The sequence below is a fragment of the Spiribacter onubensis genome, from assembly GCF_040838425.1.
GTDB classification, from domain to species: Bacteria; Pseudomonadota; Gammaproteobacteria; order Nitrococcales; family Nitrococcaceae; genus Spiribacter; species Spiribacter onubensis.
Genome location: NZ_JBAKFI010000003.1, coordinates 314130 through 337000 on the forward strand (window position 1 = coordinate 314130; position 22871 = coordinate 337000).

General features: G+C 64.8%; 20 protein-coding genes. 12 read left to right on the forward strand and 8 right to left on the reverse strand.

Annotated elements, in window-relative coordinates:
* Positions 1 to 4: 4 nt before the first annotated feature.
* From V6X63_RS07645 to lexA, 4 genes are read right to left on the reverse strand one after another with little or no spacing between them, the layout of a single operon-like run.
* Positions 5 to 931, reverse strand: a complete 927-nt coding sequence (locus tag V6X63_RS07645) for a DMT family transporter (protein ID WP_367966183.1) — start codon at positions 929 to 931, stop codon at positions 5 to 7.
* A 40-nt stretch (positions 932 to 971) separates the two neighbouring features.
* A complete protein-coding gene (locus V6X63_RS07650; protein ID WP_367978554.1) occupies positions 972 to 2420 on the reverse strand; it encodes a Y-family DNA polymerase in 1449 nt (482 codons plus the stop codon).
* A 37-nt stretch (positions 2421 to 2457) separates the two neighbouring features.
* Positions 2458 to 3132 (reverse strand): translesion DNA synthesis-associated protein ImuA, encoded by a 675-nt coding sequence (gene imuA / locus V6X63_RS07655; RefSeq protein ID WP_367966184.1) that lies wholly within the window; start codon positions 3130 to 3132, stop codon positions 2458 to 2460.
* 25 nt (positions 3133 to 3157) lie between these two features.
* Entirely contained in the window at positions 3158 to 3787 is a 630-nt protein-coding gene (lexA, locus tag V6X63_RS07660) for a transcriptional repressor LexA (protein ID WP_367966185.1), read from the reverse strand.
* Positions 3788 to 3876: 89 nt separating this feature from the next.
* Between lexA and relA the strand changes: the two genes are divergently transcribed.
* The 6 genes from relA (at position 3877) to V6X63_RS07690 (ending at position 10760) form a co-directional block, all read left to right on the forward strand.
* Positions 3877 to 6093 (forward strand): GTP diphosphokinase, encoded by a 2217-nt coding sequence (relA, locus tag V6X63_RS07665; protein WP_367966186.1) that lies wholly within the window; start codon positions 3877 to 3879, stop codon positions 6091 to 6093.
* A 19-nt stretch (positions 6094 to 6112) separates the two neighbouring features.
* Entirely contained in the window at positions 6113 to 7765 is a 1653-nt protein-coding gene (locus V6X63_RS07670) for an ExeM/NucH family extracellular endonuclease (protein WP_367966187.1), read from the forward strand.
* Between the two features lie 72 nt (positions 7766 to 7837).
* Entirely contained in the window at positions 7838 to 8629 is a 792-nt protein-coding gene (locus V6X63_RS07675; protein WP_367966188.1) for an ABC transporter ATP-binding protein, read from the forward strand.
* On the forward strand, positions 8629 to 9366 hold the full coding sequence (locus V6X63_RS07680) for an ABC transporter substrate-binding protein (protein ID WP_367978546.1): 738 nt from the start codon (positions 8629 to 8631) through the stop codon (positions 9364 to 9366). The genes V6X63_RS07675 and V6X63_RS07680 overlap by 1 nt, the downstream gene beginning before the upstream one ends.
* Positions 9367 to 9384: 18 nt before the next feature.
* Positions 9385 to 10077 (forward strand): ABC transporter permease, encoded by a 693-nt coding sequence (locus tag V6X63_RS07685; RefSeq protein WP_367966190.1) that lies wholly within the window; start codon positions 9385 to 9387, stop codon positions 10075 to 10077.
* The gene (locus V6X63_RS07690; RefSeq protein ID WP_367966191.1) at positions 10074 to 10760 is read left to right on the forward strand and encodes an ABC transporter permease; all 687 of its coding nucleotides are present in this window, start codon (positions 10074 to 10076) and stop codon (positions 10758 to 10760) included. The genes V6X63_RS07685 and V6X63_RS07690 overlap by 4 nt, the downstream gene beginning before the upstream one ends.
* On the opposite strand, the gene V6X63_RS07695 is transcribed toward V6X63_RS07690, so the two are convergent.
* Positions 10699 to 11376: a GNAT family N-acetyltransferase gene (locus V6X63_RS07695; RefSeq protein WP_367966192.1), complete on the reverse strand. Its 678-nt coding sequence runs from the start codon at positions 11374 to 11376 to the stop codon at positions 10699 to 10701. The two genes, V6X63_RS07690 and V6X63_RS07695, sit on opposite strands and share 62 nt — an antisense overlap.
* Before the next feature lie 108 nt (positions 11377 to 11484).
* On the opposite strand from V6X63_RS07695, the gene V6X63_RS07700 reads away from it, so the two are divergent.
* From V6X63_RS07700 to ppx, 4 genes are read left to right on the forward strand one after another with little or no spacing between them, the layout of a single operon-like run.
* On the forward strand, positions 11485 to 12045 hold the full coding sequence (locus V6X63_RS07700; RefSeq protein ID WP_367966193.1) for a hypothetical protein: 561 nt from the start codon (positions 11485 to 11487) through the stop codon (positions 12043 to 12045).
* Between the two features lie 26 nt (positions 12046 to 12071).
* The gene (locus V6X63_RS07705; protein WP_367966194.1) at positions 12072 to 12467 is read left to right on the forward strand and encodes a DUF2721 domain-containing protein; all 396 of its coding nucleotides are present in this window, start codon (positions 12072 to 12074) and stop codon (positions 12465 to 12467) included.
* Entirely contained in the window at positions 12464 to 13537 is a 1074-nt protein-coding gene (locus V6X63_RS07710) for a GGDEF domain-containing protein (protein WP_367966195.1), read from the forward strand. Before V6X63_RS07705 ends, V6X63_RS07710 begins: the two co-directional genes overlap by 4 nt.
* Before the next feature lie 13 nt (positions 13538 to 13550).
* Complete coding sequence (gene ppx, locus V6X63_RS07715) at positions 13551 to 15080, forward strand: exopolyphosphatase (RefSeq protein WP_367978547.1); 1530 nt, start codon at positions 13551 to 13553, stop codon at positions 15078 to 15080.
* Here ppx and ppk1 read toward each other — a convergent pair whose 3' ends face one another.
* The 3 genes from ppk1 to sthA all read right to left on the reverse strand — a co-directional run bounded on the left by ppk1 (position 15081) and on the right by sthA (position 19061).
* The gene (gene ppk1, locus V6X63_RS07720; RefSeq protein ID WP_367978548.1) at positions 15081 to 17159 is read right to left on the reverse strand and encodes a polyphosphate kinase 1; all 2079 of its coding nucleotides are present in this window, start codon (positions 17157 to 17159) and stop codon (positions 15081 to 15083) included.
* 69 nt (positions 17160 to 17228) lie between these two features.
* Complete coding sequence (locus tag V6X63_RS07725) at positions 17229 to 17654, reverse strand: acyl-CoA thioesterase (protein ID WP_367966198.1); 426 nt, start codon at positions 17652 to 17654, stop codon at positions 17229 to 17231.
* Between the two features lie 9 nt (positions 17655 to 17663).
* Positions 17664 to 19061, reverse strand: coding sequence for a Si-specific NAD(P)(+) transhydrogenase (gene sthA, locus V6X63_RS07730; protein ID WP_367966199.1), 1398 nt, complete (start codon positions 19059 to 19061; stop codon positions 17664 to 17666).
* A gap of 137 nt (positions 19062 to 19198) precedes the next feature.
* Between sthA and V6X63_RS07735 the strand changes: the two genes are divergently transcribed.
* On the forward strand, positions 19199 to 21376 hold the full coding sequence (locus V6X63_RS07735) for a malate synthase G (RefSeq protein WP_367966200.1): 2178 nt from the start codon (positions 19199 to 19201) through the stop codon (positions 21374 to 21376).
* A gap of 139 nt (positions 21377 to 21515) precedes the next feature.
* On the forward strand, positions 21516 to 22742 hold the full coding sequence (locus tag V6X63_RS07740; RefSeq protein ID WP_367978549.1) for an ISL3 family transposase: 1227 nt from the start codon (positions 21516 to 21518) through the stop codon (positions 22740 to 22742).
* The last annotated feature ends 129 nt before the right edge of the window (positions 22743 to 22871 follow it).

Below are 22871 nucleotides of genomic sequence, written 5' to 3' on the forward strand. Positions count from 1 at the left end.
ATGCTCAGCCGTCCGGCTGATGAGCAGCCCGGGGCAGTGTGAGCAGGGCGACCGAGCCCGTCAGCAGGATGGCGCCGAGTAGTCCGTAGGTGCCCAGCGCCTCATCGAGTATCAGCCAGGCCAGCAGCGCTGCACCCAGCGGCTCCAGCAGCACCAGGATGCTGGAGACAGTGGCGGTGGTATGCCGCAGTCCGTTGAAGAAGAACACATACCCCAGTGTGGTCGGGATCAGGGAAATATAGAGCAGCGCCGGGACGGCGATGGCAGCCCCCGCCAGCACGGGTGCAAAACCGGCCCACAGTGCCAGGGGGAGCATGACCACCGCGCCGACTCCGAACCCGAAGGCGGCGCTCTGCATCGGATGCACGCGTCCGGCGGCATGGCGGCCAATCAATGTAAACCCGGCGTAGAACGCCGCTGCGGCCAGGGCAAGGCTGATGCCCGTCCACAGACCCGAGCCGAGTTGCAACGCCTGGGGTGAAATCACCAGCAGGGCGGTGCCGGTGATGGCGATCAGCATCGCCGTGAGCACTCGACGGGTCAGGGGCTCACGGAGCAGGGTGGCCGCGAGCAGCGCCACCAGTACGGGCGCCAGGCATAGCGTGATCAGCGTGGCGAGCCCGGCGCCGATCATTTTGACCGAGGCCAGATAGCCCACCTGGAACCCGGTCTGCGCGAGTCCGAGGCCGATCAGCCAGCGGCGGTTGCCCGCCGGCAGTTTGATGAATTCGCTGCCCTGATAGAGCAGGCCGATGAGCACGAAAAGCGGTGAAGCAATGACAAACCGGATGAAGGCCACGGTAAGCGGGGAGACATCCGTCTGCTCGAAGAGGATACGGGAGACGATGCCGGTGGTGCTCCAGAGTGTCGCGCCAATGGCAACCAGAAGCATGCCCCGGGTGGCATGGGAAGTGTGGGCCGGCGTCGACATGGCGCCGGAGCATACGATATTCGAACGCGCAGTGGGCATGTCAGGCGAAGATTCCGTGCAGGTACCAGTGCCGCTGACCACGCCGGTCCCGGAAAATCCAGACCCGTTGACCCCGACGGGTCCTCGCACGATAGTAATCGCGGGTTACGTCATGGCCGTCCCACCAGCCGGTTTCAATGCGCTCCGGACCATCCTCCAGCAGTAAAGGCCTGGCTTCGTACTCCGGCTTTCCCCGGGGGCTTTTCAGCAGGACTGGCTGCTTGAGCAGCCAGCATGGGCGCGCAACGGTGGCTGGCACGGCCTTTTGCTGAAGCGCACTCCCGGGTGGGTGGTAGGCCCACGCTTTCTCCGGGCGATGTTCCGGATGTATGGCCAGCCTATGCACCCGAGCCTCTCCCAGCCGGCTATTGAGTGTTTCGACCAGCCGATGCCAGTCGTCGGTGACGTTGCGCTCACGGCCCTCATCGAGCAGATCAAGGGCGGTACTGGTGCCCGGCATGGGATGGAAGCGGCCGGCCCGTAAATGGATGGCGGTCACGTCGCCGGACAGGGTCAGTCCGTCCAGACGCCGATCCAGCAGCCATCTGAGGTGACCGGCATCCCGGCAGGGGGCAAGGACTCCGACGGGTAGCAGGGTGGGGCGGCCCTGGCGATGATGCAGGGCGAAGCGAAGCCGCCTGACACCGGCATCGTGACGTCGCAGGCTGATGCAGAGTCCGTCGATAAGCCGCTGCAGTTCGGGCCGCAGCATATCGAGGTCTGTGGTGGCCTCCATTAATTGCAGCTGACGATCGAAACTGGCAGGAGGCTGCCAGTTCTCGCGCGGATCAGGGCGTTCGCCATGGGCCCGCTGTAGCATCTCCAGCAGCCCCTGTCCCAGACGCCTCGTGGCGCCAGCTCTTGGCAGGGCACGGATATCACCGATGGTTTCGCAGCCGAGGCCGTGCAGGGCATCCGTCATGCGCTGTTCGACAGGCAGAATGGCGACCGAGAGCCCGCTGAGCCGTGGGCCCAGTGCCTTACGCGCGGTGACGGGCGTCTCGTCGCCGGCGCGGGCCAGCAGCCATGCTGCCGTCGGGGTAGGAGCAATGCCCATGGTGATCCGATGGCCAAGTTGCCGGATGCCTTCCAGAATCCGCTGTCGCAGCGGCTCCAGCCCCTGGAAATAGCGCAGGCTGCCTTCGATCTCCAGCAGCAGCGCGGCGGGTGCCTGGAGGCTGACCCTCGGACTGAATCGACCTGCCCAGGTGGCGAGTCGCTCGAGTACATGCCGCTCCCGCTCCAGGTCGCGCACATGGTGATGGCCATGTGCGACCAGTGCCCGGGCGGCCGTCGGCGTCATGTCCGGTTGAATGCCATGACGCCGGGCCTGGTGATTGCAGCCGATGATTCGACCGGCCTCGCTGATGAACAGCGGCTGTTCAGCGTCCCTGTCACCGCTGAAGCATTCAACGGGCAGATGGTAGAAATGCAGGCATAGCCAGAGCATCACGATTCAATCATTGCATGCTCAAGCGACGGGCTTTTCAGCCTTCCAGCGGCAGCGGCTGCTGTGCCCGAACCGGCGTTGTCGACCAGGTGTCCAGTTCGATGGGACCGGCCGGTATGCCACGGCACTTGAGGATACGGATATCCAGACGCTGGCCACTGCTCTCGTCCAGTGTCAGCCGCAGGGCGGCGGGTGAGCGCTCACTCGCGGCCGCCTGGCTGCGGAACAGCAGCCCCATGCTGTCCCCGGATTCGGCGGCCAGCTGCAGCCGGCGCAGGCTGCGGTCATCGCAGCGGCTTGGCCAGGCCAGGACGGCCGCGCAGGTGCCACTGCGCAGGGCCTGCTCCACGGACCACAGGGCCTGTGGCGAGTCGGCGGGATGGATGATCAGAAGCCGTGACAGGTCAATGCCCTGTGCCGCCAGCGCCGGTGCGTAGGGAACGAATGGCGGGGCGATCATGGCGATCCAGCGACCGCCACGTGAGAGCCGGGCGAGGGCGGGCATCACCAGGCGCAGCTCGCCGATGCCATGCTCGTCATGGAGGATTTCAGTCAGCGCGCTTCCGGGAAAGCCGCCACCTGGCAAGGCGCTGTCGAGCGCCGAGAATCCGCTGGGCACATGCGCACCAGCAGGGTGGACCGGAGATGGATGACGCGCGCTGGCGCGCCAGATGCCGGGCTGTTCGAGCAGCTGATCAATGGCCTGTTCCATGATGAACCTCTTGTCGATGCGAACGTCAGAGCCCGGAACGGATTACGCCCACGCCAATGCCCTCGATGGCGAGTTCATCCTGGCGCAGGTCCAGTTCAATGGGCTCGAAGTCGGAGTTTTCCGGGAGAAGCCGGACAAGATGGCCGGTCCGGGAGAAGCGTTTGACGGTGACTTCGTCGCGGATGCGGGCCACCACAATCTGGCCCTCGCGAACTTCAGCAGTCCGGTGCACGGCGAGCAGGTCACCATCGAGAATACCGGCGTCACGCATGCTCATGCCGCGGACCCGAAGCAGGTAGTCGGCGCCCGGCGAAAAAAGACCGGCGCTCACCTGATAATGCTGATCGATGTGGGCCTCGGCCAACAGCGGACTGCCGGCCGCGACTCGGCCGACCACCGGGAGGCCGGGCTCCTCGGTCTCGTCGCCCTCGGCGGGGCTGGAAACGTCGCTCAGACGGATGCCGCGCGAGGCGCCGGGCTGGAGCGTAATGAAGCCCTTGCGGGCGAGGGCGCGCAGATGCTGCTCGGCGGCATTGGCCGAGCGAAAGCCCAGCTCCGCGGCGATTTCGCTACGTGTCGGGGGATAGCCGGTGTCTGCCAGGAATCGCCGGATGAGGTTGAGGATCTGTTCCTGGCGAGGTGTCAATGCATTCATGATGTAACTGCCGATGACAAGACGACTGACTGTTAATCTATACAGTACTGTATGGATATTCAATACCCGCAGGCGGTAGAATTGACTGCATGGTGAAAGTGAATGACAGCCCGACCGTCCGGCGCCCCGGTGATCAGTCCGTTGATCAGTGGCTGGATGCCATGCCGGTGCGGCTCGCCGAAAGCGAGCGCGAGCGTCTGGCCGACGCCTGGCGCTATGCCCGGACGCACTATGGCGATCACACCCGTCCCCTGGGCGATCGGCGTTTCGATCATGCGGTGAGCGTCGCCGATATCCTTGCCGGGCTGGAGCTCGACGCGGATTCGCTCATCGCCGGTCTAATGCATGATCTGCCCGCCTGTGACGGGCCGGATGTCACGGCAATTGCCGAACAGGCCGGCGAGACCGTGGCCAGTCTGGTCGACGGCTGCCTGCGCATGGGGCAGGTCAGTCGTCTGCATGCCGCCGGGACGCCGGATAGCGAGGGCCGGCGGGCCGAAGCGCTGCGCAAGATGCTGCTGGCGATGGCACGGGACATCCGCGTGGTCTTCCTGGTGCTCGCCGAGCGGCTGCACGACATGCGGATGCTGCGCGCGTTGCCCGAGGCCGATCAGCAGCGGATCGCGAGGGAAACGCTGGATCTCTATGCCCCGCTCGCCAATCGCCTGGGCATCTGGCAGATCAAGTGGGAGCTGGAGGACCTGTCCTTCCGTTACCTGGATCCCGACAGTTACAAGCGCATCGCCCGCCTGCTGGCCGAGAAGCGCGTCGATCGCGAGCGTTTCATACAGACCATGAAATCACGCATCGAGGAACATCTCCGCGAGGCGGGGCTCGATGCCGAGGTGACCGGTCGGCCGAAGCATATCTACAGCATCTGGCGAAAGATGCAGCGCAAGGGGCTGGGGTTCGACGAGCTGTTCGACCTGCGTGCCCTGCGGCTTCTGGTGAACAGCGTCCCGGCCTGCTACGCGGCCCTGGGTGTCGTCCACAGCCTCTGGCAGCCGATCCCGCGGGAGTTCGACGACTACATCGCCAGTCCCAAGGAGAACGATTACCGATCGCTGCATACTGCCGTGGTGGGCGATGGCGGGCGGCCGGTGGAGATCCAGATACGTACCCGAGAGATGCATGAGCAGGCGGAGCTCGGTATAGCCGCCCACTGGCGCTACAAGGAAGGACGTGGCGAGGATCCGGATTTTGATGCCCGCGTGGCCTGGTTGCGCAAGCTGCTCGAGTCGCCGCCGGACAGTGATGCCGATGACGATCTCATCGACCGCTTTCGGGCTGAAGTGTTCGAGGACCGGGTCTATGTCATCACGCCAAAAGGGGATGTGGTGGATCTGCCGCGTGGCACGACGCCGCTCGACTTCGCCTACACGGTCCATAGCGAGATCGGTAATCACTGCCGTGGGGCGCGGGTCAACGGGCGCATTGTGCCGCTGACACGGCAGTTGCAGAATGGCGATCAGGTCGAGATCCTGACTTCCCGTAATGCACGGCCCAGCCGAGACTGGCTCAACCCCGCGCTCGGCTATCTCTCCTCACCCCGTGCCAGGGCCAAGGTCCGTGCCTGGTTCCGTCAGCAGAACCAGGACAAGACCGCCGAGCTCGGTCGTGAGTTGCTCGACCGTGAGCTCCACCGCCTGGGGCTGGAGGATGTCAACCTCGAGGAACTCGCGGAACGATCACGGTTCCCGCGTCTGCCGGAGTTCCTGGCGGCCATCGGCCGCGGGGATATCACCGGCGGGCAGATCGCGGGCCTGTTGCGGGACCGCCTGCTGCCGGCCGAGCCGGATGGAAGCGAGGCACTGCTACGCGGTCGCCGCGGCAACGCATCGAAGTCCACCCGGCCGCAGGACGATGTCAGCATCTACGGCGTCGGCAACCTGATGACCCGCATTGCGCGATGCTGTCAGCCGACGCCCGGCGATGCCATTCTGGGTTTCATCACCCGTGGCGAGGGGGTCACCATCCACCGCGCCGACTGTCCCAATGTCCAGCGTCTGCAGGAAACGGCATCCGAACGCCTGATCGATGTGAGCTGGAGTGCCCGTACCGCGCGGCTCTATCCGGTGGATATCATCGTCGAGGCCTATGACCGGCGCGGCCTGATCCGGGATATCTCTTCGCTGCTGAACAATGAAGGGATCAACGTCACGGCGGTGAATACCCGCACCGATCCGGATGATCAGGTGGCACGCATGGCCATTACGGTCGAGGTTGGCGATGTCGACCAGCTGAGCCGGGTCATGCAGCGCATGGCGGGGCTGCGTAATATTCGTGATGTCCATCGCGCGGTCTGAGGCCGTGCCGCGCCGCCCCATGCCCGCGCCCGTGATCTGGCGCTGGCTGGCCATTGCGGCTGTCCTGATTTCCGGTCTCAGCGGTACTGCCCTCGCGGCGCCGACCGAATGCGGTGAGGGCGGTACCACCTCCATCGCACGGATCCGCGGCCTGGACGGCCCGCCTGTTGCGGAGGGCGAGGCGGTGACCGTGGAGGCGACGGTCACCGCAAGCTTTCCCGGGGATCGCGGCCTGAACGGTTTTTACCTTCAGTCGCACCAGCCGGTGGCCGGGATTTTCGTTTACGCGCCCGATCTCGACGCCCGGAATGCACCGCGACCGGGCGAGCGCTGGCGGATCGCGGCCCATACCGGCCGTTACCGGGAACAGATTCAGCTGGAGAGGCTTGAGGCCAGGCGGCTCTGCGGTGGCGGGAAGGCCCGTCCGGCGGTACTGGATCCCGACCGCCCGGAGGCCTACCCCGGGCTGCGCGACCGGCTCGTGACGATCCGCGGTCCCCTGCATGTCGCGGAGGTGTACAACCTCGGGCGTTATGGCACTCTCGCGCTTGCCCGGGGCGGACGGCCGTTCCACCCCAATAACGGCGTCCAGGGAGGACGCCGGATTGATCTGCTGCTGGATGATGGAAGCTACCGTCGCGATCCAAGGCCCGTGCCACACACCGATGCGGCCGGGGTGCGGCGTGCCGGGGATCGGATCGGACCCATTACCGGTATCCTCGCGCATGCGTTCGGCCGCTGGCGGATCCATCCCGTGAAGGATCCAGTCTTCGTGGCAGCCAACCCAAGGCCATCGGCGCCCGCAGAGCACGAGGGCCTGCGGGTGCTGCAGCTCAACCTGCGCAATTATTTCATCGATCGCGATGGCCGCGGTCCCCCGACCGAGGTCGGTTTTGTCCGTCAGCGCGAAAGACTGCGGCAGGTGATCCGGCGGCTGGACGCCGATCTGCTGGTGCTGCATGAGATCCAGAACCAGCCGGCTGCCGTCGAGGATCTGCTGACGTTTCTGAATGCCGGTCAGCCACCCGCAAAACGCTACCGTCAGACGCTTGATGCGCGACGCGAGGCGGTCATTCGCAGCGTTCTGCTTTACCGGCCGCAGCAGCTGGTCCTGGTGGACAGTGGCCGCCAGATGGCTGATGTACACCCGCGTGATCCGGTGACCGGGCGATTCCGGACGGCCGCCGGCGAGCGGCTGCGTGTCGTGGCGGCGCATTTCAAGTCCCGGGGCGGATGCCCGGATGCCGGTGACATCGACCAGGGGGCGGGTTGCTGGGCCGAGCGTCGTCTGCGCCAGAGCCGGAGACTGATCGACTGGCTGGATGAGATGCAGCCATCGGAGGGCGGGGCAGCCGCGCCGATCCTTGTCCTGGCCGACTTCAACGCCTACGCGCAGGAGGCTGCCATCACGGCATGGCTTGATGCCGGGTTCGTCGATCTTCTGGCAGAAGCATTACCACCCGGAGAGCGCTACACCTACAACTACCGTGGGCTGGCGGGCTACCTCGATCACGCACTCGCCACACCGTCTCTCATGTCGCGGATCGATGGCGTCCATGTGTGGCATATCAATGCTGATGAACCGGCCTATCTGGACGACGAGGCAGCGGGTATCTGGCGATCATCGGACCACGATCCAATGGTCATCGACCTCGACTGGTCCGCTCCCTGAGGCCCGGGGAGCGACAGCGCTGTAATCGGCTGCTAGTCTTGTCACCGATCTGAAAAACGCCGGGAGCGCTTGATGGAGCAGGCGGCCATCGAATTGTGGGGCATCAAGAAGCGGTTCGGTGAACTAGAGGTTATCAAGGGCATTGATCTCGCCGCGAGACGCGGTGAGGTCATCGCGCTGATCGGTACCAGTGGGTCGGGCAAGAGTACGCTGCTGCGATGCATTAACCTCCTTGAGGAGCCGGACGACGGTGAAATCATCTTCGATGGCGAAGCCCTTGATCTGAAACGCGGCCGCGACGGCACGCTCCATCCCGCTAACCGTGAGCAGATCACCCGCCTGCGTGCCGGCATCGGTTTCGTCTTCCAGAATTTCAATCTCTGGCCGCATATGACCGTCCTGGAGAATGTGATCGAGGCACCTGTGCATGTTCTCGGCATACCCAGGAAACGGGCGATCGCCGAGGCGGAAACACTGCTCGATAAGGTCGGTCTGGCCGAAAAGCAGCGGACGTACCCGGCGTTTCTCTCCGGTGGCCAGCAGCAGCGCGCGGCCATTGCCCGTACGCTGGCCATGCACCCGGCCGTGATCCTCCTCGATGAGCCCACCTCCGCGCTGGACCCGGAGCTCGTCGGTGAAGTACTCGGCGTCATCCGCCAGCTCGCCGACGAGGGCCGCACCATGCTCATCGTCACCCATGAAATGCGCTTTGCCCGGGATGTCGCCCACCGGGTGGTGTTCCTGGACGCCGGACGTATTGAAGAGGAGGGGCCGCCTTCCCGAGTATTCGGCAATCCGCATTCAGAGCGCTGCCGGGCCTTTCTCGCCACGCATCTTGCTGAACCACAAGGAGAATCCAACTGATGTTCCGTCAACTCTCTGCCATGCTGATCAGCGTACTGTTCGCCGCCCCGGTGTTCGCCGAGGACACCATCCGAATCGCGACCGAGGGCGCCTATCCTCCCTTCAACTTCATCGATGCCTCCGGCGAGGTCCAGGGTTTCGACGTCGAAATCGCCAAGGCCCTCTGCGAAGAGATGGACGCCAACTGCGAACTGGTCACCCAGAACTGGGATGGCATCATCCCGGGGCTGATCGCCGGACGCTACGACGCCATTATTGCCTCCATGTCCATTACGCCCGAACGCCAGGAAGCGGTCAGCTTCAGTGAGCCCTACTATTCCAACAAGCTGCAGTTCATCGCGCCCGAGGACAGCGATTTCGGGCCGGGTGATGCGGCTGGCAGCGCCGTCGGTGCACAGCGTGCGACCATTGCGGCGCAGTGGCTTGAGGAGAACGTGCCCGATGCGGACATTCGCCTCTACGACACCCAGGAGAACGCCTACCTGGATCTGGAGAGTGGCCGCCTCGATGCCGTGCTTGCCGACGTCTACGTGAGCTATGAATGGCTGGATAGCGACGAGGGCGCGGCCTACGAGTTCAAGGGCGACCCGGTCTACGACGATGACAAGATCGCCGTGGCGGTGCGCAAGGACGATCAGGTCCTGGCCGAGCGCTTCAGCGAGGCCATCAAGGCCATCCGTGCTGATGGGACCTATCAGGCCATCAACGCCAACTACTTCCCCTTCGACATCTACTGATCAGGCGGGCGGCTGCGCATGGATCTCCAGGGATTTGGCGCGCAGCTCGCCTCGGGCACCTGGATCACGGTGCAGCTGGCGCTGGCCAGTATGGCCTGTGCCGTGGTCCTTGGTCTGCTCGGGGCCAGTGCCAAGACCTCGGGGCTGGCCCCCCTGCGCTGGCTCGGTACGGCCTACACCGGGATGGTGCGGGGCCTGCCCGAGCTTCTCGTGATCCTGCTGGTCTATTTCGGGGCGGCGATGGTCATCAACCAGACCGCCTCGGCTTTCGGTTACACGCAATACATCGAGCTCTCGCCGTTTGTCGCCGGTGTCATCGCGCTGGCGTTCAACTATGGCGCTTACATGACCGAGGTGTTCCGGGGTGCGCTGGCCACCATTCCCAGAGGGCATACCGAGGCGGGCATGGCGCTGGGCATGGGACGCCTGCGGATTTTTCGCCGCATTGTCCTGCCCCAGGTCTGGCGGGTGGCGCTGCCGGCGAGCGGCAATATCTTCCTCGCCCTGCTCAAGGACACCGCCCTGGTCTCGGTGATCGGCCTTGAGGACCTCATGCGCGAAACCGCGATCGCCGTGGGCTACAGCAAGCAGCCGTTCACCTTTTACCTCGCGGCCGCCTTCATCTACCTGGGTCTTACCGCGGTGGCGACATTGGGCATCCACTGGCTCGAGCGTCGCACGACACACGGCATGAGGACGCTTGGCGGATGAACTGGCAGGTAATGATTGAGAGCCTGCCGGCACTGGCCGAGGGCGCCCTGGTCACCCTGGAGCTGGTGGTGATCTCGGGGGTCTTCGGCGTATTGCTGGCGGTACCCATGGCCATGGCGAGGGTGTCGCCACGCCCCTGGCTGCGGGCGCTGCCCCTGGCGCACATCTACTTCTTCCGCGGGACCCCGCTGCTGGTGCAGATCTATCTCGTCTACTACGGGCTGGGCCAGTTCGAGGCCGTCCGTGACTCGGTGCTCTGGCCCTATCTTCGCGAGGCGTACTGGTGCGCCATCATCGCCTTTACCCTGAATACCTCCGCCTACACAGCGGAAATCCTCCGGGGCGCCATCCAGTCGGTGCCACGCGGGGAGGTCGAGGCAGCGGAGGCGGTCGGCATGAGCCCCGCGCTCATCTGGCGGCGTATCCGGCTGCCCCGGGCATTTCGCATCGCTCTGCCGGCATACAGCAACGAGGTCATCCTCATGCTCAAGGGCAGTGCCCTTGCGAGCACCATCACCCTGATGGATCTGACCGGAGTCGCACGCACCATCATCGCGCGAACCTACACCCCGGTAGAGCTGTTTCTCGCCGCCGGTCTGCTCTACGTGGTGCTGGCCTTCCTCATCCTTGGCGGCTTCCGCCTGGTCGAGCGACGCCTGAACCGGCATCTCCAGCCTCGCTAGAGGCAGCCGCTGCCTCGCCGGACCAGGGTAGTCGCGTCCCCTCTCCGGCGGTCGCCGGCAGGAGCCCGCGGCGTCGAGGATCGGTGACCCATTCGAGGCGCGTTCCGAAGATCCGGAATCCAGCGTGCTGGTAGAAGCCCACCGCCTCCGCCGAATCTTCGCTGCAGGTATGCAACCAGACGCGTCTGGCGCCCATCGACAGGGCGCCGGCGAGGGCGGTCCGCATCAGCCGTCCGCCCAGTCCCTGGCCCCGAACAGCCGGTATCAGGCCAAAGTGCAGGATTTCCGCGTCGAGCGGACTGCGATAGACCAGTTCACAAAAGCCGGCGAATCCGCCATCGGCATCAATCCGCCAGCATTGCCGCGCAGAATCCGCGAGATCGGCGGCGATGCGGGCCCCGCCCATTTCCAGTCGGCCGTACCACAGCCAGGGATTGCCCACGCGGTGATAGGCGTCGAGATAGTCATCGGGTCCCGGGTTCCACGGTTCTGCGGGATGGGTCGGTGGCGTCAGCGCCGCCGGCCATTGCTCGAGGAAAACGACCCGCGAACTGTAGGCGTGGCGCGCATGGTCGTATGTCCGCGAGAAAGGTGGCAGGCGGTCAATGATATTCATTGACCCAGTATAACCAAGCCACCGCATCCGGTATTGTTGACATGCAACCTTGGCGGGCTGGTACCGTGCCATTTCGTCAAATCAAGCCCCTAGCGGATGGAGAATGTCATGTTGAAAGGTAAGCTGCGCAGCCAGGCAATGCGCATCTTCACGGCGCTGGTCTGCGTCGCCGCACTCTCCGGTGGCGTGCAGGCGCAGAATACCGGGGGGCAGCCAGGCGCACAGCAGCAGGAACTGCAGCAACTGCAGCAGACGCTCAGCTCCATCCGCCAGCAGGCCATGGAGGAGAACCCGGGACTGCAGGAGCGCCAGCAGGTGCTTCAGGATCAAATGATGTCGCGCATGCGCGACGAGGGTGTTGACCCGCGCGAGGACGTCAAGCGCCTGCAGGACATTGCCCGCGAACTGCGCGGCGGCGAGGTGGCTGAGGAACAGCGCGCCGGCCTCATGGAGGAGTATCAGAGTACCCGCCAGGCACTCCTCGATGCACGTCGGGCCGCCATGCAGGATGAGCGGATCAAGAATTCCCAGCTCGAGCTGCAGGACGACCTTGTCAGCGCCATGACCGAGCAGAACGCCGATGTGCCGGAGATGATCGATCGGTTCGAGACACTGCGCTCGGAGATGGCCGGCCGCGGTGGTTCCGGTTCGGGCCAGATGACCCGCTGAAGGGCCGGGCAGGGGGCACCGGGGGCATGGATCTGACGCTGGGGACACCGTCGCTGCTGTTCCCGGCCGTCTCCCTGCTTCTGCTTGCCTATACCAACCGCTTCCTGGCCCTCGCCTCCCTCATCCGGGACCTCCAGGCCCAGTACTCGAGCACCCAGCGCCACAGTCTGCTGGCGCAGATCGACAACCTTCGTCGTCGGGTCCATCTGATCCAGTACATGCAGGCCAGCGGCGCCGCCAGTCTTCTTTTCTGTGTGGCGAGCATGTTCCTCATCTTCGGTGGAATGGTCGTCGCGGCCCGCTGGCTTTTCGGCGCCAGCCTCGTGCTCATGATGCTGTCGCTGGCCCTCTCCGTGCGCGAGATCTGGATATCCGTGACGGCGCTTGATATCCAGCTCTCCGAGATGGAGTCTGATCAGTGAACGCCTCACTGGGGCCGTTGCTGCCCACCGAAGACCCACGCCAGTCGCTGCGCGTCCGTCGTTTCCTTCTGGCGGCCACCGTCTATGCACTCACCGTGGCGCTGATGGGGCTGTACGTCCGACAGGGGCTGCTATCGAGCCAGGAATGGCAGCTCCTGAGCCTGGTGATCCTGCTGGTCAACGCAGGGCTTTACGCCCTGTTGCGCAGTGGCCGCAACGAGCGTTTTGGCGATCCCAGCCTGACCGGCGTCCAGATGTTCCTGGTCTGCCTGATCATGGGACTGACCATGTATCTGCTCGATGGCGGCCGCGGTGGTCTGCTGCTGCTGTTCCTGGTGCTGCTGATGTTCGGGGTGCTGCGACTCAATGCCCGCCAGTTCACGGCTCTGGGCGGCTTTGCGCTGCTCTGCTATGCCATCGCCGTGGGGGCGGTATGGCAGCAAAGACCGGAAGACTTCAACGCCCAGGTCGAGTTGCTCCATCTGGTGGCGCTCAGCACGCTGGTGCCATGCGGGGGGTTCTTCGCCAGCCATATCAGCCGTCTGCGTCGGCTGCTCCGGGAACGCCAGATCGACCTGCAGCGTGCCCGCGAGGAGGTGCATGATCTGCGGGTGCTTGATCCCCTCACCGGCATCAGCAACCGCAGCGCCATCATTGCCTTCCTTGACCAGGAGAGGCAGCGCGCGGAGCGGCTGGGGCAGCCCCTCTCGGTGTTGCTGCTGGATCTGCGTCAGTTCAAGCGCATCAACCGGGAATTCGGCCATCGCACCGGCGATGAAATCCTGCGTGAAGTGGCCCGGCGTTTCCGCCGCTGTGTCCGCGACATTGATGGTCTTGGCCGTTACGGTGGCGAGGAATTCCTGATTGTCCTGCCGGATACGCCGGAGGAGGACGCCCGTCAGCTGGGCGGCCGGCTGACCGAATGCGTCCAGGGTCAGCGGTTTCCGCAGTTGCCGGCACGCCAGCGGATGCGGTGCACCATGGGGATCAGTGCGGTTCTGGAATCGGATCAGGATATCTGGCAGGTCATTGAGCGGGCACGTGCCGACAGCGAGTCGGCCGAGACCTGAGGAGAGGGAGCCGATGGGCAGCAAGGACGCCGGCAGTAGGATGCCTGCGAACGAGGCGGCGGAGGTGGCGGCCGTCGATCTGGGATCGAACAGTTTCCACATGATTATCGCCCGACCCGAGGACAACGGGCTCAGGATGGTCGACAAGCTTCGCGAGTCGGTTCGCCTCGCCGCTGGTCTCGACGCCGACAAACGGCTCTCCAGAGAGGCCCGCGCGCGGGCCCTGGGCTGCCTTGAGCGTTTCGGACAGCGTGTCAGGGAATTGCCGGCGGGCTCGGTGCGCGCGGTGGGGACCAACACGCTGCGACAGTCCCGCAACGCGCGCGGCTTCCTGCGGGAGGCCGAAGCGGCCCTGGGTAATCCCATCCAGATCGTCTCGGGTTATGAGGAGGCGCGCCTCATCTACCTGGGGGTGGCCCACAGCATCGCCGATGACGAGGACCGCCGGCTGGTCATGGATATCGGCGGTGGCAGTACCGAGTTCATCATCGGCGAGCATTTCATCCCGCGCGAGATGGAAAGCCTCCATATGGGTTGCGTGAGCGCCACCCGTCGGCATTTCCCTGACGGTGCAATCACTGAAGAGCGCCTTCGTAAGGCCGAGATCGCCGCCCGTCGGGAGCTCGAACCGATCGCCGACCGCTACCGACGCCTGGGCTGGGATCGGGCCATCGGAGCGTCCGGCACCATCCGCGCGATCGAACGATGCCTGCGGACCAACGGCTGGACTGATAACGGGATCGATCGGTCCGGTCTGGATCGCCTGCGCCGGACCCTGGTCAAGGCCGGACACGTGGACCGTATCAAGCTTGATGGCGTCAATGCGGACCGGGCCGAAGTCCTGCCCGGCGGATTCGCGGTCCTCATGGGCGCCTTCCGCCAGCTCGGGCTGACCCGCATGGAGGCCGCGGACGGCGCCCTGCGTGAGGGGCTGCTATTTGATCTGATCGGTCGCATCCGCCACGAGGACGTGCGCAGTGCGAGCATTCTCGCCATGGCACGGCGCTATCATGCCGACGCCGATCAGGCCCGTCGTGTGGCCACCCTCGCGGAGTACCTGCGTGCCGAGGTGGCCCGGGACTGGTCACTGGACGGGGATACGGTCCGGGATATGCTGGGCTGGGCGGCGCAGGTCCACGAGATCGGTCTGGATATCTCCCACAGCCAGTATCACAAGCATGGCGAGTACATCGTCCGTCACAGCGATCTGGCCGGCTTTTCACGCGAAGAGCAGCTGGTCCTCGCGACGCTGGTCCGTGCCCATCGGCGCAAATTCCCCCGAAGTGCCTTTCGTGATCTTCCGGAGGACTGGCAGAAACCGGCCATGCGGCTCGCGGTGCTCCTGCGCATTGCGGTAGGGCTGCACCGTGCGCGTAGCGACGAGCCGCTGCCGGCGGTTGACCTGCGCGCCGCCGGCCGCAAACTCACCCTCGCGTTCCCGGCCCGCTGGCTCGACGACCATGCACTGGTGGAAGCGGATCTGGGCGAGGAGGCCGCCTATCTGGACACCGCCGGCCTTCGCCTCCATGTCGAGCGGTCCTGATCAGCTGCCCTCGCCATAGCCTTCCAGCAGGGCTGTCTGGGCGCTGACGGCTTCCTCGGCTTCGCCCGGTACGAGCCGGTGGTACTCGCCTTCGGCGTCCAGAAGCCAGGCCTGGGTGTTGTCGGCGAGATAGGTCTGCAGGTCCGCGATGACCCGATCGCGGAGTTCGCTTTCGAGTAACGGGAAGGCGGTTTCCACTCGCCGGAAGAAGTTGCGTTCCATCCAGTCCGCGGAACTGCAGAAAATCTCTGGGTCGCCGCCGTTGGCGAAATAGAACACCCGGGTGTGCTCCAGGAATCGGCCGATGATCGAGCGCACGCGGATATTGTCGCTCACGCCGGGCACGCCCGGCCGCAGGCAGCACATGCCACGCACGATCAGGTCGATCTGCACACCGGCCTGCGAGGCGGCATAGAGTGCGCGGATCACCTTGGGTTCCACCAGCGAGTTGACCTTTATGATGATCTGCCCGCCGCGGCCTGCCTCGGCATGGACCTGTTCACGACCGATCTTCTCGATCATGCCGGGATGCAGCGTGAACGGTGACTCCAGTAGATGGCTGAGGGCCGAGACCTTGCCCAGGCTGGTCAGCTGCAGGAAAACGCGGTGGACATCCTCGCCGATGGCGCCATTGGCGGTGAGCAGACCGTAGTCGGTATAGAGCCGGGCGGTACGCGAGTGGTAGTTGCCCGTGCCGAGATGCACGTAATGGCGCAGGCGACGGCCCTCCCGACGGACCACCAGCATCATTTTGGCATGGGTCTTGTGGCCCACCACGCCATAGACGACATGGGCACCGGCTTCCTGCAGGCGGTTGGCCAGGCCGATATTGGCCGCCTCGTCGAAGCGGGCGCGCAGTTCCACGACAACCGTGACTTCCTTGCCCGCCCGGGCCGCTGCCACCAGATGATCCACAACCGCCGAGTCGGGGCCGGTCCGGTACAGGGTCTGCTTGACGGCCAGTACATCCGGATCCTGTGCCGCCTGACGCAGCAGCTCGACGACCGGCGCGAATGACTCGAACGGGTGATGCAGCAGGACGTCGCGCCGACGCATGACCTTGAAGATATCGCCGCCATGGCTGAGTTCGGTGGGCAGCCCGGGGGTAAAGCCCGGGTATTTCAGGTCCGGCCGGTCGACCAGATCGCAGACCGCCAGCAGACGGTTCAGGTTGACCGGTCCGTTGACCTGATAGAGGGCCTCGGGCTCGAGCTCGAATTCCTCGAGCAGAAAGCTCGCCATGTGTTCTGGGCAGTTGGCCGCCACCTCGAGGCGGACCGCGTCGCCGTAGCGTCGCGAGGGCAACTCCCCCTCCATCGCCCGCAGGAGGTCGTCCACTTCTTCCTCGTCGACGTAGAGGTCGGAGTTGCGCGTGACCCGGAACTGGTAGCAGCCGGTGGCGTTCATGCCCGGAAAGAGGTCGGTGACATGGGCATGGATGATCGACGACAGGAAGACGAAGTCGTAGGGGGCGCTGCCATCCAGCTCCGCAGGCAGCTGGATGATCCGGGGCAGCGCCCGCGGGGCCTGGACCACGGCCATGCCGCTGCTGCGGCCGAAGGCATCCTTGCCCTCCAGCGAGACGATGAAATTCAGGCTCTTGTTGAGCACCTGCGGAAACGGATGGGCCGGGTCCAGGCCGAGGGGGCTCAGGATGGGAAGGAGTTCCGTCTCGAAATAGCCCCGGATCCAGTTCTGCTGATCGGCGGTCCATTCGTTGCGACGCAGGAAGCGGATGCCGGCCCCGGCGAGGGCCGGGGTGACCTCATCGTTGAGCAGGCGGTACTGCTCTTCGACGATGGCGTGGGCCCGCTCGCTGATCTCCCGCAGTACCTGCTGCGGTGTGCGGTTATCCGGGCCGCTCTGACCGACGCCCATCTCGCGGGCCTGCCGCAGACCGGCCACCCGGATCTCGAAGAACTCGTCCATGTTGGAGCTGGCAATGCAGAGAAACTTCAGACGCTCCAGCAGGGGGTTGGTCGTGTCGGCCGCCTGCGCCAGCACACGGCGATTGAACTCCAGCAGGCTGAGCTGGCGGTTGAGATACAGGGCGGGCTGGTTGAGATCGTCGGCTTCCATTGCGCTCTATCCTTCTGGCTATCCTCCGAGGTTAGACCAGGATGATTGCCGGCGCATTACGGTCGCGGTTCAGTCGCCCAGTTGCTCGCGGAACCGCGGCGGTGCATCCGCCGGTCGGCGGCGCTGGTAGTCGAAGCAGATGATGCCGGTCCGGGCGCGGGCGATTTCCCGGCAATCCGCCCGCCTGGTCAATCGGTAGAAGAAGTCGCAGCCCCGCCGATGGAATGCCGCGGCACCGATGTCGATATCCAGGCAGTCTCCCGCGAAGCCCTCCGCCCGGAACCTGATGGTGGCATCCGCCACCACCAGTCCCACGCCGCCCACGTCGCCCTCGCCCAGACCGAGCGATGCCAGCCAGGCAGCACGTGCCTCCTGGCAGTACATCAGAACGCGTTCATTGCCCATATGCCCGCCATGGTTGATGTCGGTGACCCGGATGATCAGCGAGTGGCGGTATGGCAGGTTTTCGGGCAGATCGATGCGTTCCCGGGCCATGCGTGTCGCTCAGCTCACCCGGTTGTAGCCGTTGAGCGCCGCCACCCGGTAGCCCTCCGCCATGGTCGGGTAGTTGAATGTGGTGTTCATGAAATAACGCAGCGTATTACCCGGCGCCGGCTGAGCCATGATGGCCTGGCCGATGTGGACGATCTCCGCGGCCTGGTCGCCGAAGCAGTGGATGCCAAGCAGCTCGAGGGTCTCGGCATGGAAGAGAATCTTCAGCATGCCCACCGTCTGCCCGGAGATCTGGGCCCGCGCCAGGTCCTTGAAAAAGGCGTGGCCCACTTCATAGGGCACCCGCTCGTCGGTCAGTTCCCGTTCGGTCCGGCCCACGGAGCTGATCTCGGGGATCGTATAGATGCCCGTCGGCACATCGTGCGCCAGACGGTAGTCGCAATCCCCTTCGAGCATGTGCGTGGCGGCGTAGCGTCCCTGATCGTAGGCCGCGCTCGCCAGGCTGGGGTAGCCGATCACATCGCCCACCGCGTAGATATGCGGCTGGGCGGTCTGGAAGTCCTCGTTGACCTCGATCTGTCCCCGGCTGTTGGGCATGATGTCCAGCGCCTCCAGGCCCATGCCATCGGTGTTGCCGGTGCGGCCATTGGCCCAGAGCAGCAGATCGCCGCGGAGGCGCTTCCCCGACTTGAGTGCCAGCGTTACGCCCGCATCATCGGCCTGGATGCTCTCGTACTCCTCGCGGTGCCGGATCAGCACACCATGCTCGCGCAGATGATAGGAAATGGCATCGGAGATTTCGTCATCGAGGAACGCGAGCATTCGGTCGCGGGTGTTGATCAGGTCCACCTTGACTCCGAGCCCGCGGAAGATCGATGCGTATTCGCTGCCGATGACACCGGCGCCATAGATGATGACGCTGCGCGGGGTGTGATCCAGTTCCAGGATCTGGTCACTGTCGCGGATACGGTCATGATCGAAGTCCACGTCGGCCGGGCGATAGGGCCGGGAGCCGGTGGCGATCAGGAAATGCTCGGCGCTGAGCCGGCTGGCTCGCCCGTCCGGGCCGGTGAGTTCGAGGGTGTGGGCATCCAGGAAGCGGGCTTCACCCTGCCGTACGGGGACATCGTTCCTGAGATAGAAGCGGCTGCGCAGCCCCACCTGCTGCTCGATGACCTGCCGGGCATGGCGCAGCATGGTCGGGAACGACAGGTGCCTCGGTTCGCCGGCCTCACGGAAGAGCGGAGAACTGTTGTATTCCATCAGTCGCCGGACGTTGTGACGCAGTGCCTTGGAGGGAATGGTGCCCCAGTGGGTGCAGCCGCCGCCCACCTCGCGATGGCGCTCGATCATGGCGACGCGCTGACCGCCCTTGGCGAGTTTCATGGCGGCGCCTTCGCCCGCCGGCCCGCTGCCGAGCACAAGGGTGTCGAAGTGTTGATCGCTCATGGCGTCCGCTCCGCAATAAATCCGCAATGATAACAGTCATGCCGCCGGCTCGCCTTTAAGAAGGGGGCTCGCTGGTTTATTTTAGCGACCCGGAAATAAATAACGCATTTCACAAACATCATGACGAGGATGAGGTAATGACGGAGCGCGTGCAGGTGGCAGGTTTGCAAGTGGCGAAGCCACTTTATGAACTGATCGGCAGGGAAGCGATTGCCGGGACCGGCGTGGAAGAGCAGGCCTTCTGGCAGGGCCTGGCGGACATCGTCGCCGAACTGGGGCCGCGGAATCAGGCACTGCTCGAGCGCCGGGAGACGCTGCAGGCCCAGATCGATCAGTGGCATCGTGACAATCCGGGCCGGCATCTTGACCCCGCTTACCGGAGCCACCTCGAGGAAATCGGCTATCTCCAGCCCGAGGCCGAGGATTTCCGGATCTCCACGGCCAATGTCGATGCCGAGATTGCCGAAGTCGCGGGCCCCCAGCTGGTGGTCCCGGTCAATAACGCGCGTTATGCCCTCAACGCCGCCAATGCCCGCTGGGGCAGCCTCTACGACGCCCTCTACGGCACGGACGTCATCCCCGAGACCGAGGGGCTGGAGCGCGGGCCGGGGTTCAACGCCGAGCGTGCCCGGCATGTCGTGGCCTGGGCCGCCGCGTTTCTGGATGCCAGCTTTCCGCTGGCGGCCGGATCGCACGCAGATGTCAGCGCCTATTGGGTAGAGGCGGGTGATCCGGCCTGCACACTCCGTGTGACCCTCGCCGATGGGGGAGAGACGGGCCTTGCCGACAGCGAGCAGTTCGCGGGCTTTTCGGGTGATGCCGCCGCGCCGTCGGGCATTCTGCTGCGACGCCATGGGCTGCATGCGGAGATCAGCATCGATGCCGAGGATCCCATCGGCAGGAACCATCCGGCGGGCGTCCGCGACGTCATCCTGGAGTCGGCGCTGACCGCCATTCAGGACTGTGAGGATTCAGTGGCTGCGGTGGATGGCGAGGACAAGACCCTCGTCTACGCCAACTGGCTGGGCCTGATGCGCGGTGATCTGGAGGAGCGCTTCCACAAGCAGGGACGGGAAGTGGTTCGCACTCTCAACCCCGATCGCCATTACACCGGCGCCGACGGTCATCCGCTGACGCTGCATGGCCGAAGCCTGATGCTGGTCCGCAACGTCGGCCATCTGATGACAACGCCGGCGGTGCTGGATGCCGACGGCAACGAGATTCCCGAGGGCTTTCTCGATGCGCTCTGCACCTCGCTCATTGCGATGCACGACCTTCAGCGCGAGGGAGGGAACAGCCGCACGGGCAGTGTCTACATCGTAAAGCCGAAGATGCATGGTCCCGAGGAGGTGGCGCTGACGGTCGAGCTGTTCGCCCGGGTCGAGCAGATCCTCGGCCTGCCGGAGAATACCCTGAAGGTCGGCGTGATGGACGAGGAGCGCCGCACTACGCTCAACCTCAAGGCCTGCATCCGCGAGGCCCGGGAACGGCTTATCTTCATCAACACCGGCTTCCTCGATCGCACCGGCGATGAAATCCACACCAGCATGGAAGCCGGCCCGATGATCCGGAAGGCGGCCATGAAGCAGTCGCGCTGGCTCAACGCCTACGAGGACTGGAACGTGGACAACGGCCTTGCCTGCGGACTCCCCGGTCATGCGCAGATCGGCAAGGGCATGTGGCCCATGCCCGATCGAATGGCCGACATGCTCGAGGCGAAGATCGGGCATCCACGCGCCGGCGCCAACTGCGCCTGGGTGCCGTCACCCACCGCGGCCACCCTGCATGCCACGCACTACCATCAGGTCGACGTGCGCGAGCGGCAGGCGGAGCTCGCCGGTCAGTCACGGGCGAGCATCGATGATCTGCTGACGATTCCGGTGGCCGAGGATACGGATTGGACCGAGACCGAAATCCGTGAGGAGCTGGAGAACAACTGTCAGGGTATTCTCGGTTACGTGGTCCGCTGGATCGACCAGGGTATCGGTTGCTCGAAGGTGCCGGACATCAACGACATCGGCCTGATGGAGGACCGCGCGACATTGCGGATCTCCAGTCAGCACATCGCTAACTGGCTGCATCATGGGATCGTGAGTGAAGCGCAGGTGATGGATGCCATGAAGCGCATGGCCGCCGTCGTGGACCGGCAGAACGCGGACGACCCCACGTATACACCGATGGCTCCCGGTTTCGACGGCATCGCCTTCCAGGCGGCCTGCGATCTGGTGTTCAAGGGCCGTGAGCAGCCCAGTGGCTATACTGAACCGCTGCTGCACGCCCATCGCCGGGCGCTCAAGGCGGCCAAGGGGGAATAACCGTCGATCCCCTGTCGCCGGATGCGTCCGGCGCCCATGAAAAAGCCCGGCCGGATGGCCGGGCTTTTTTCGGGTTCTTCGCACATCAGTGGGGTAATGGCCTAGTCTCTGACCTGTCACAGGTGATGGAGGACGGGTTATGGACCAGGGTCAGGCACTGCTCGATGCACTCGGTGAGTGGGAGGGCTTTGAGGTCACCGGCGTGGAGCGCCGGGAGGGCGATCCCGATGAGATCCACGTCTCGCTCAAGCCCAGAGAAGGGGTTCCGCTATACTGCAACTGCTGCGGCCGGGCGTGCGAGCGCGTCCACGAGCATGTCCAGCGCACGGTCCGCGATCTGCCACTGTTCGATGCCATTACCTATCTCGAGATCACCATCTACCGCGTCTGGTGCGAGCACTGCGGCGGGCCAAAGCGCATGCGCATCGACTGGCTCGCCGATCAGCAGCGGGTCACCAACCGGCTCGCCGAGTCGGTGATCTATCTGTGCAGCCAGCTCAGCATCCAGCACGTGGCGAAGTTCTATCGGTTGCATTGGCATACGGTGAAGCGCATCGACAAGCGCGCGCTCAAGGCGCGGCTCGACCCCGCTGACTTCTCGGATGTGCGGGTCATTGGCATGGACGAGTTCGCGCTGCACAAGGGCCATCGCTATGCAACGGTGGTTGTGGACCCGATCCGCAAGCGCGTTCTCTGGGTTGGCCCCGGTCGGGATCGCGCGGCGGTACGCAAGTTCTTCGAGCAGCTCGGCCCCGAGCAGTGCGAGCGCATCGAGGCGGCCGTGATGGACATGCACCCGGCCTTCACCCTCGAGGTTGAGAAGCACTGTCCGAACGCCCGCATCGTCTACGATCTCTTCCATGTCATCGCCAAGTACAGCCGCGAGGTCGTCGACCGTGTCCGCGTCGACCAGGCCAATGCCCTGCGACATGACAAGGCGGCGCGCAAAGTCGTCAAGGCCTCAAAGTGGCTGCTGCTGCGCTCACCGCGCAACACCAGCCGCGCCCAGCGTGTGCGTCTCCAGGAGCTCTTCGATGCGAACACACCGCTGATGATCGCCTACATGCTCCGAGAGGATCTCAAGGCCTTGTGGAGCCACCGAGACCCCGACGAGGCGAGAGGCTTCTGGGAAGAGTGGTACCAGCGCGCCATGGAGTCCGGCGTTGCCGCCATCCGCCGCTTTGCCGAGCGCATCAAGGCCTTCGTGCCGGGCATCCTCGCCCATGCCGAGTTCCCGCTACACACGAGCCTCATCGAGGGCATCAACAACAAGATCAAGGTCATCAAGCGAATGGCCTACGGCTTCCGGGATGACGAGTACTTCTTCCTCAAGATCCGAGCCGCTTACCCCGGTAATGCGCGATGAACCGAAAAAAAGCGGCCGCGATCTGGGGGGACGAGGACAAATGACCAGCATCCCGGATCGCGAAAGAGCCACTGAGCTGGTCGACGAAGCCCGCCAGGCCGGTGCCAGGCAGGCAGCGGCCTGTGCCGA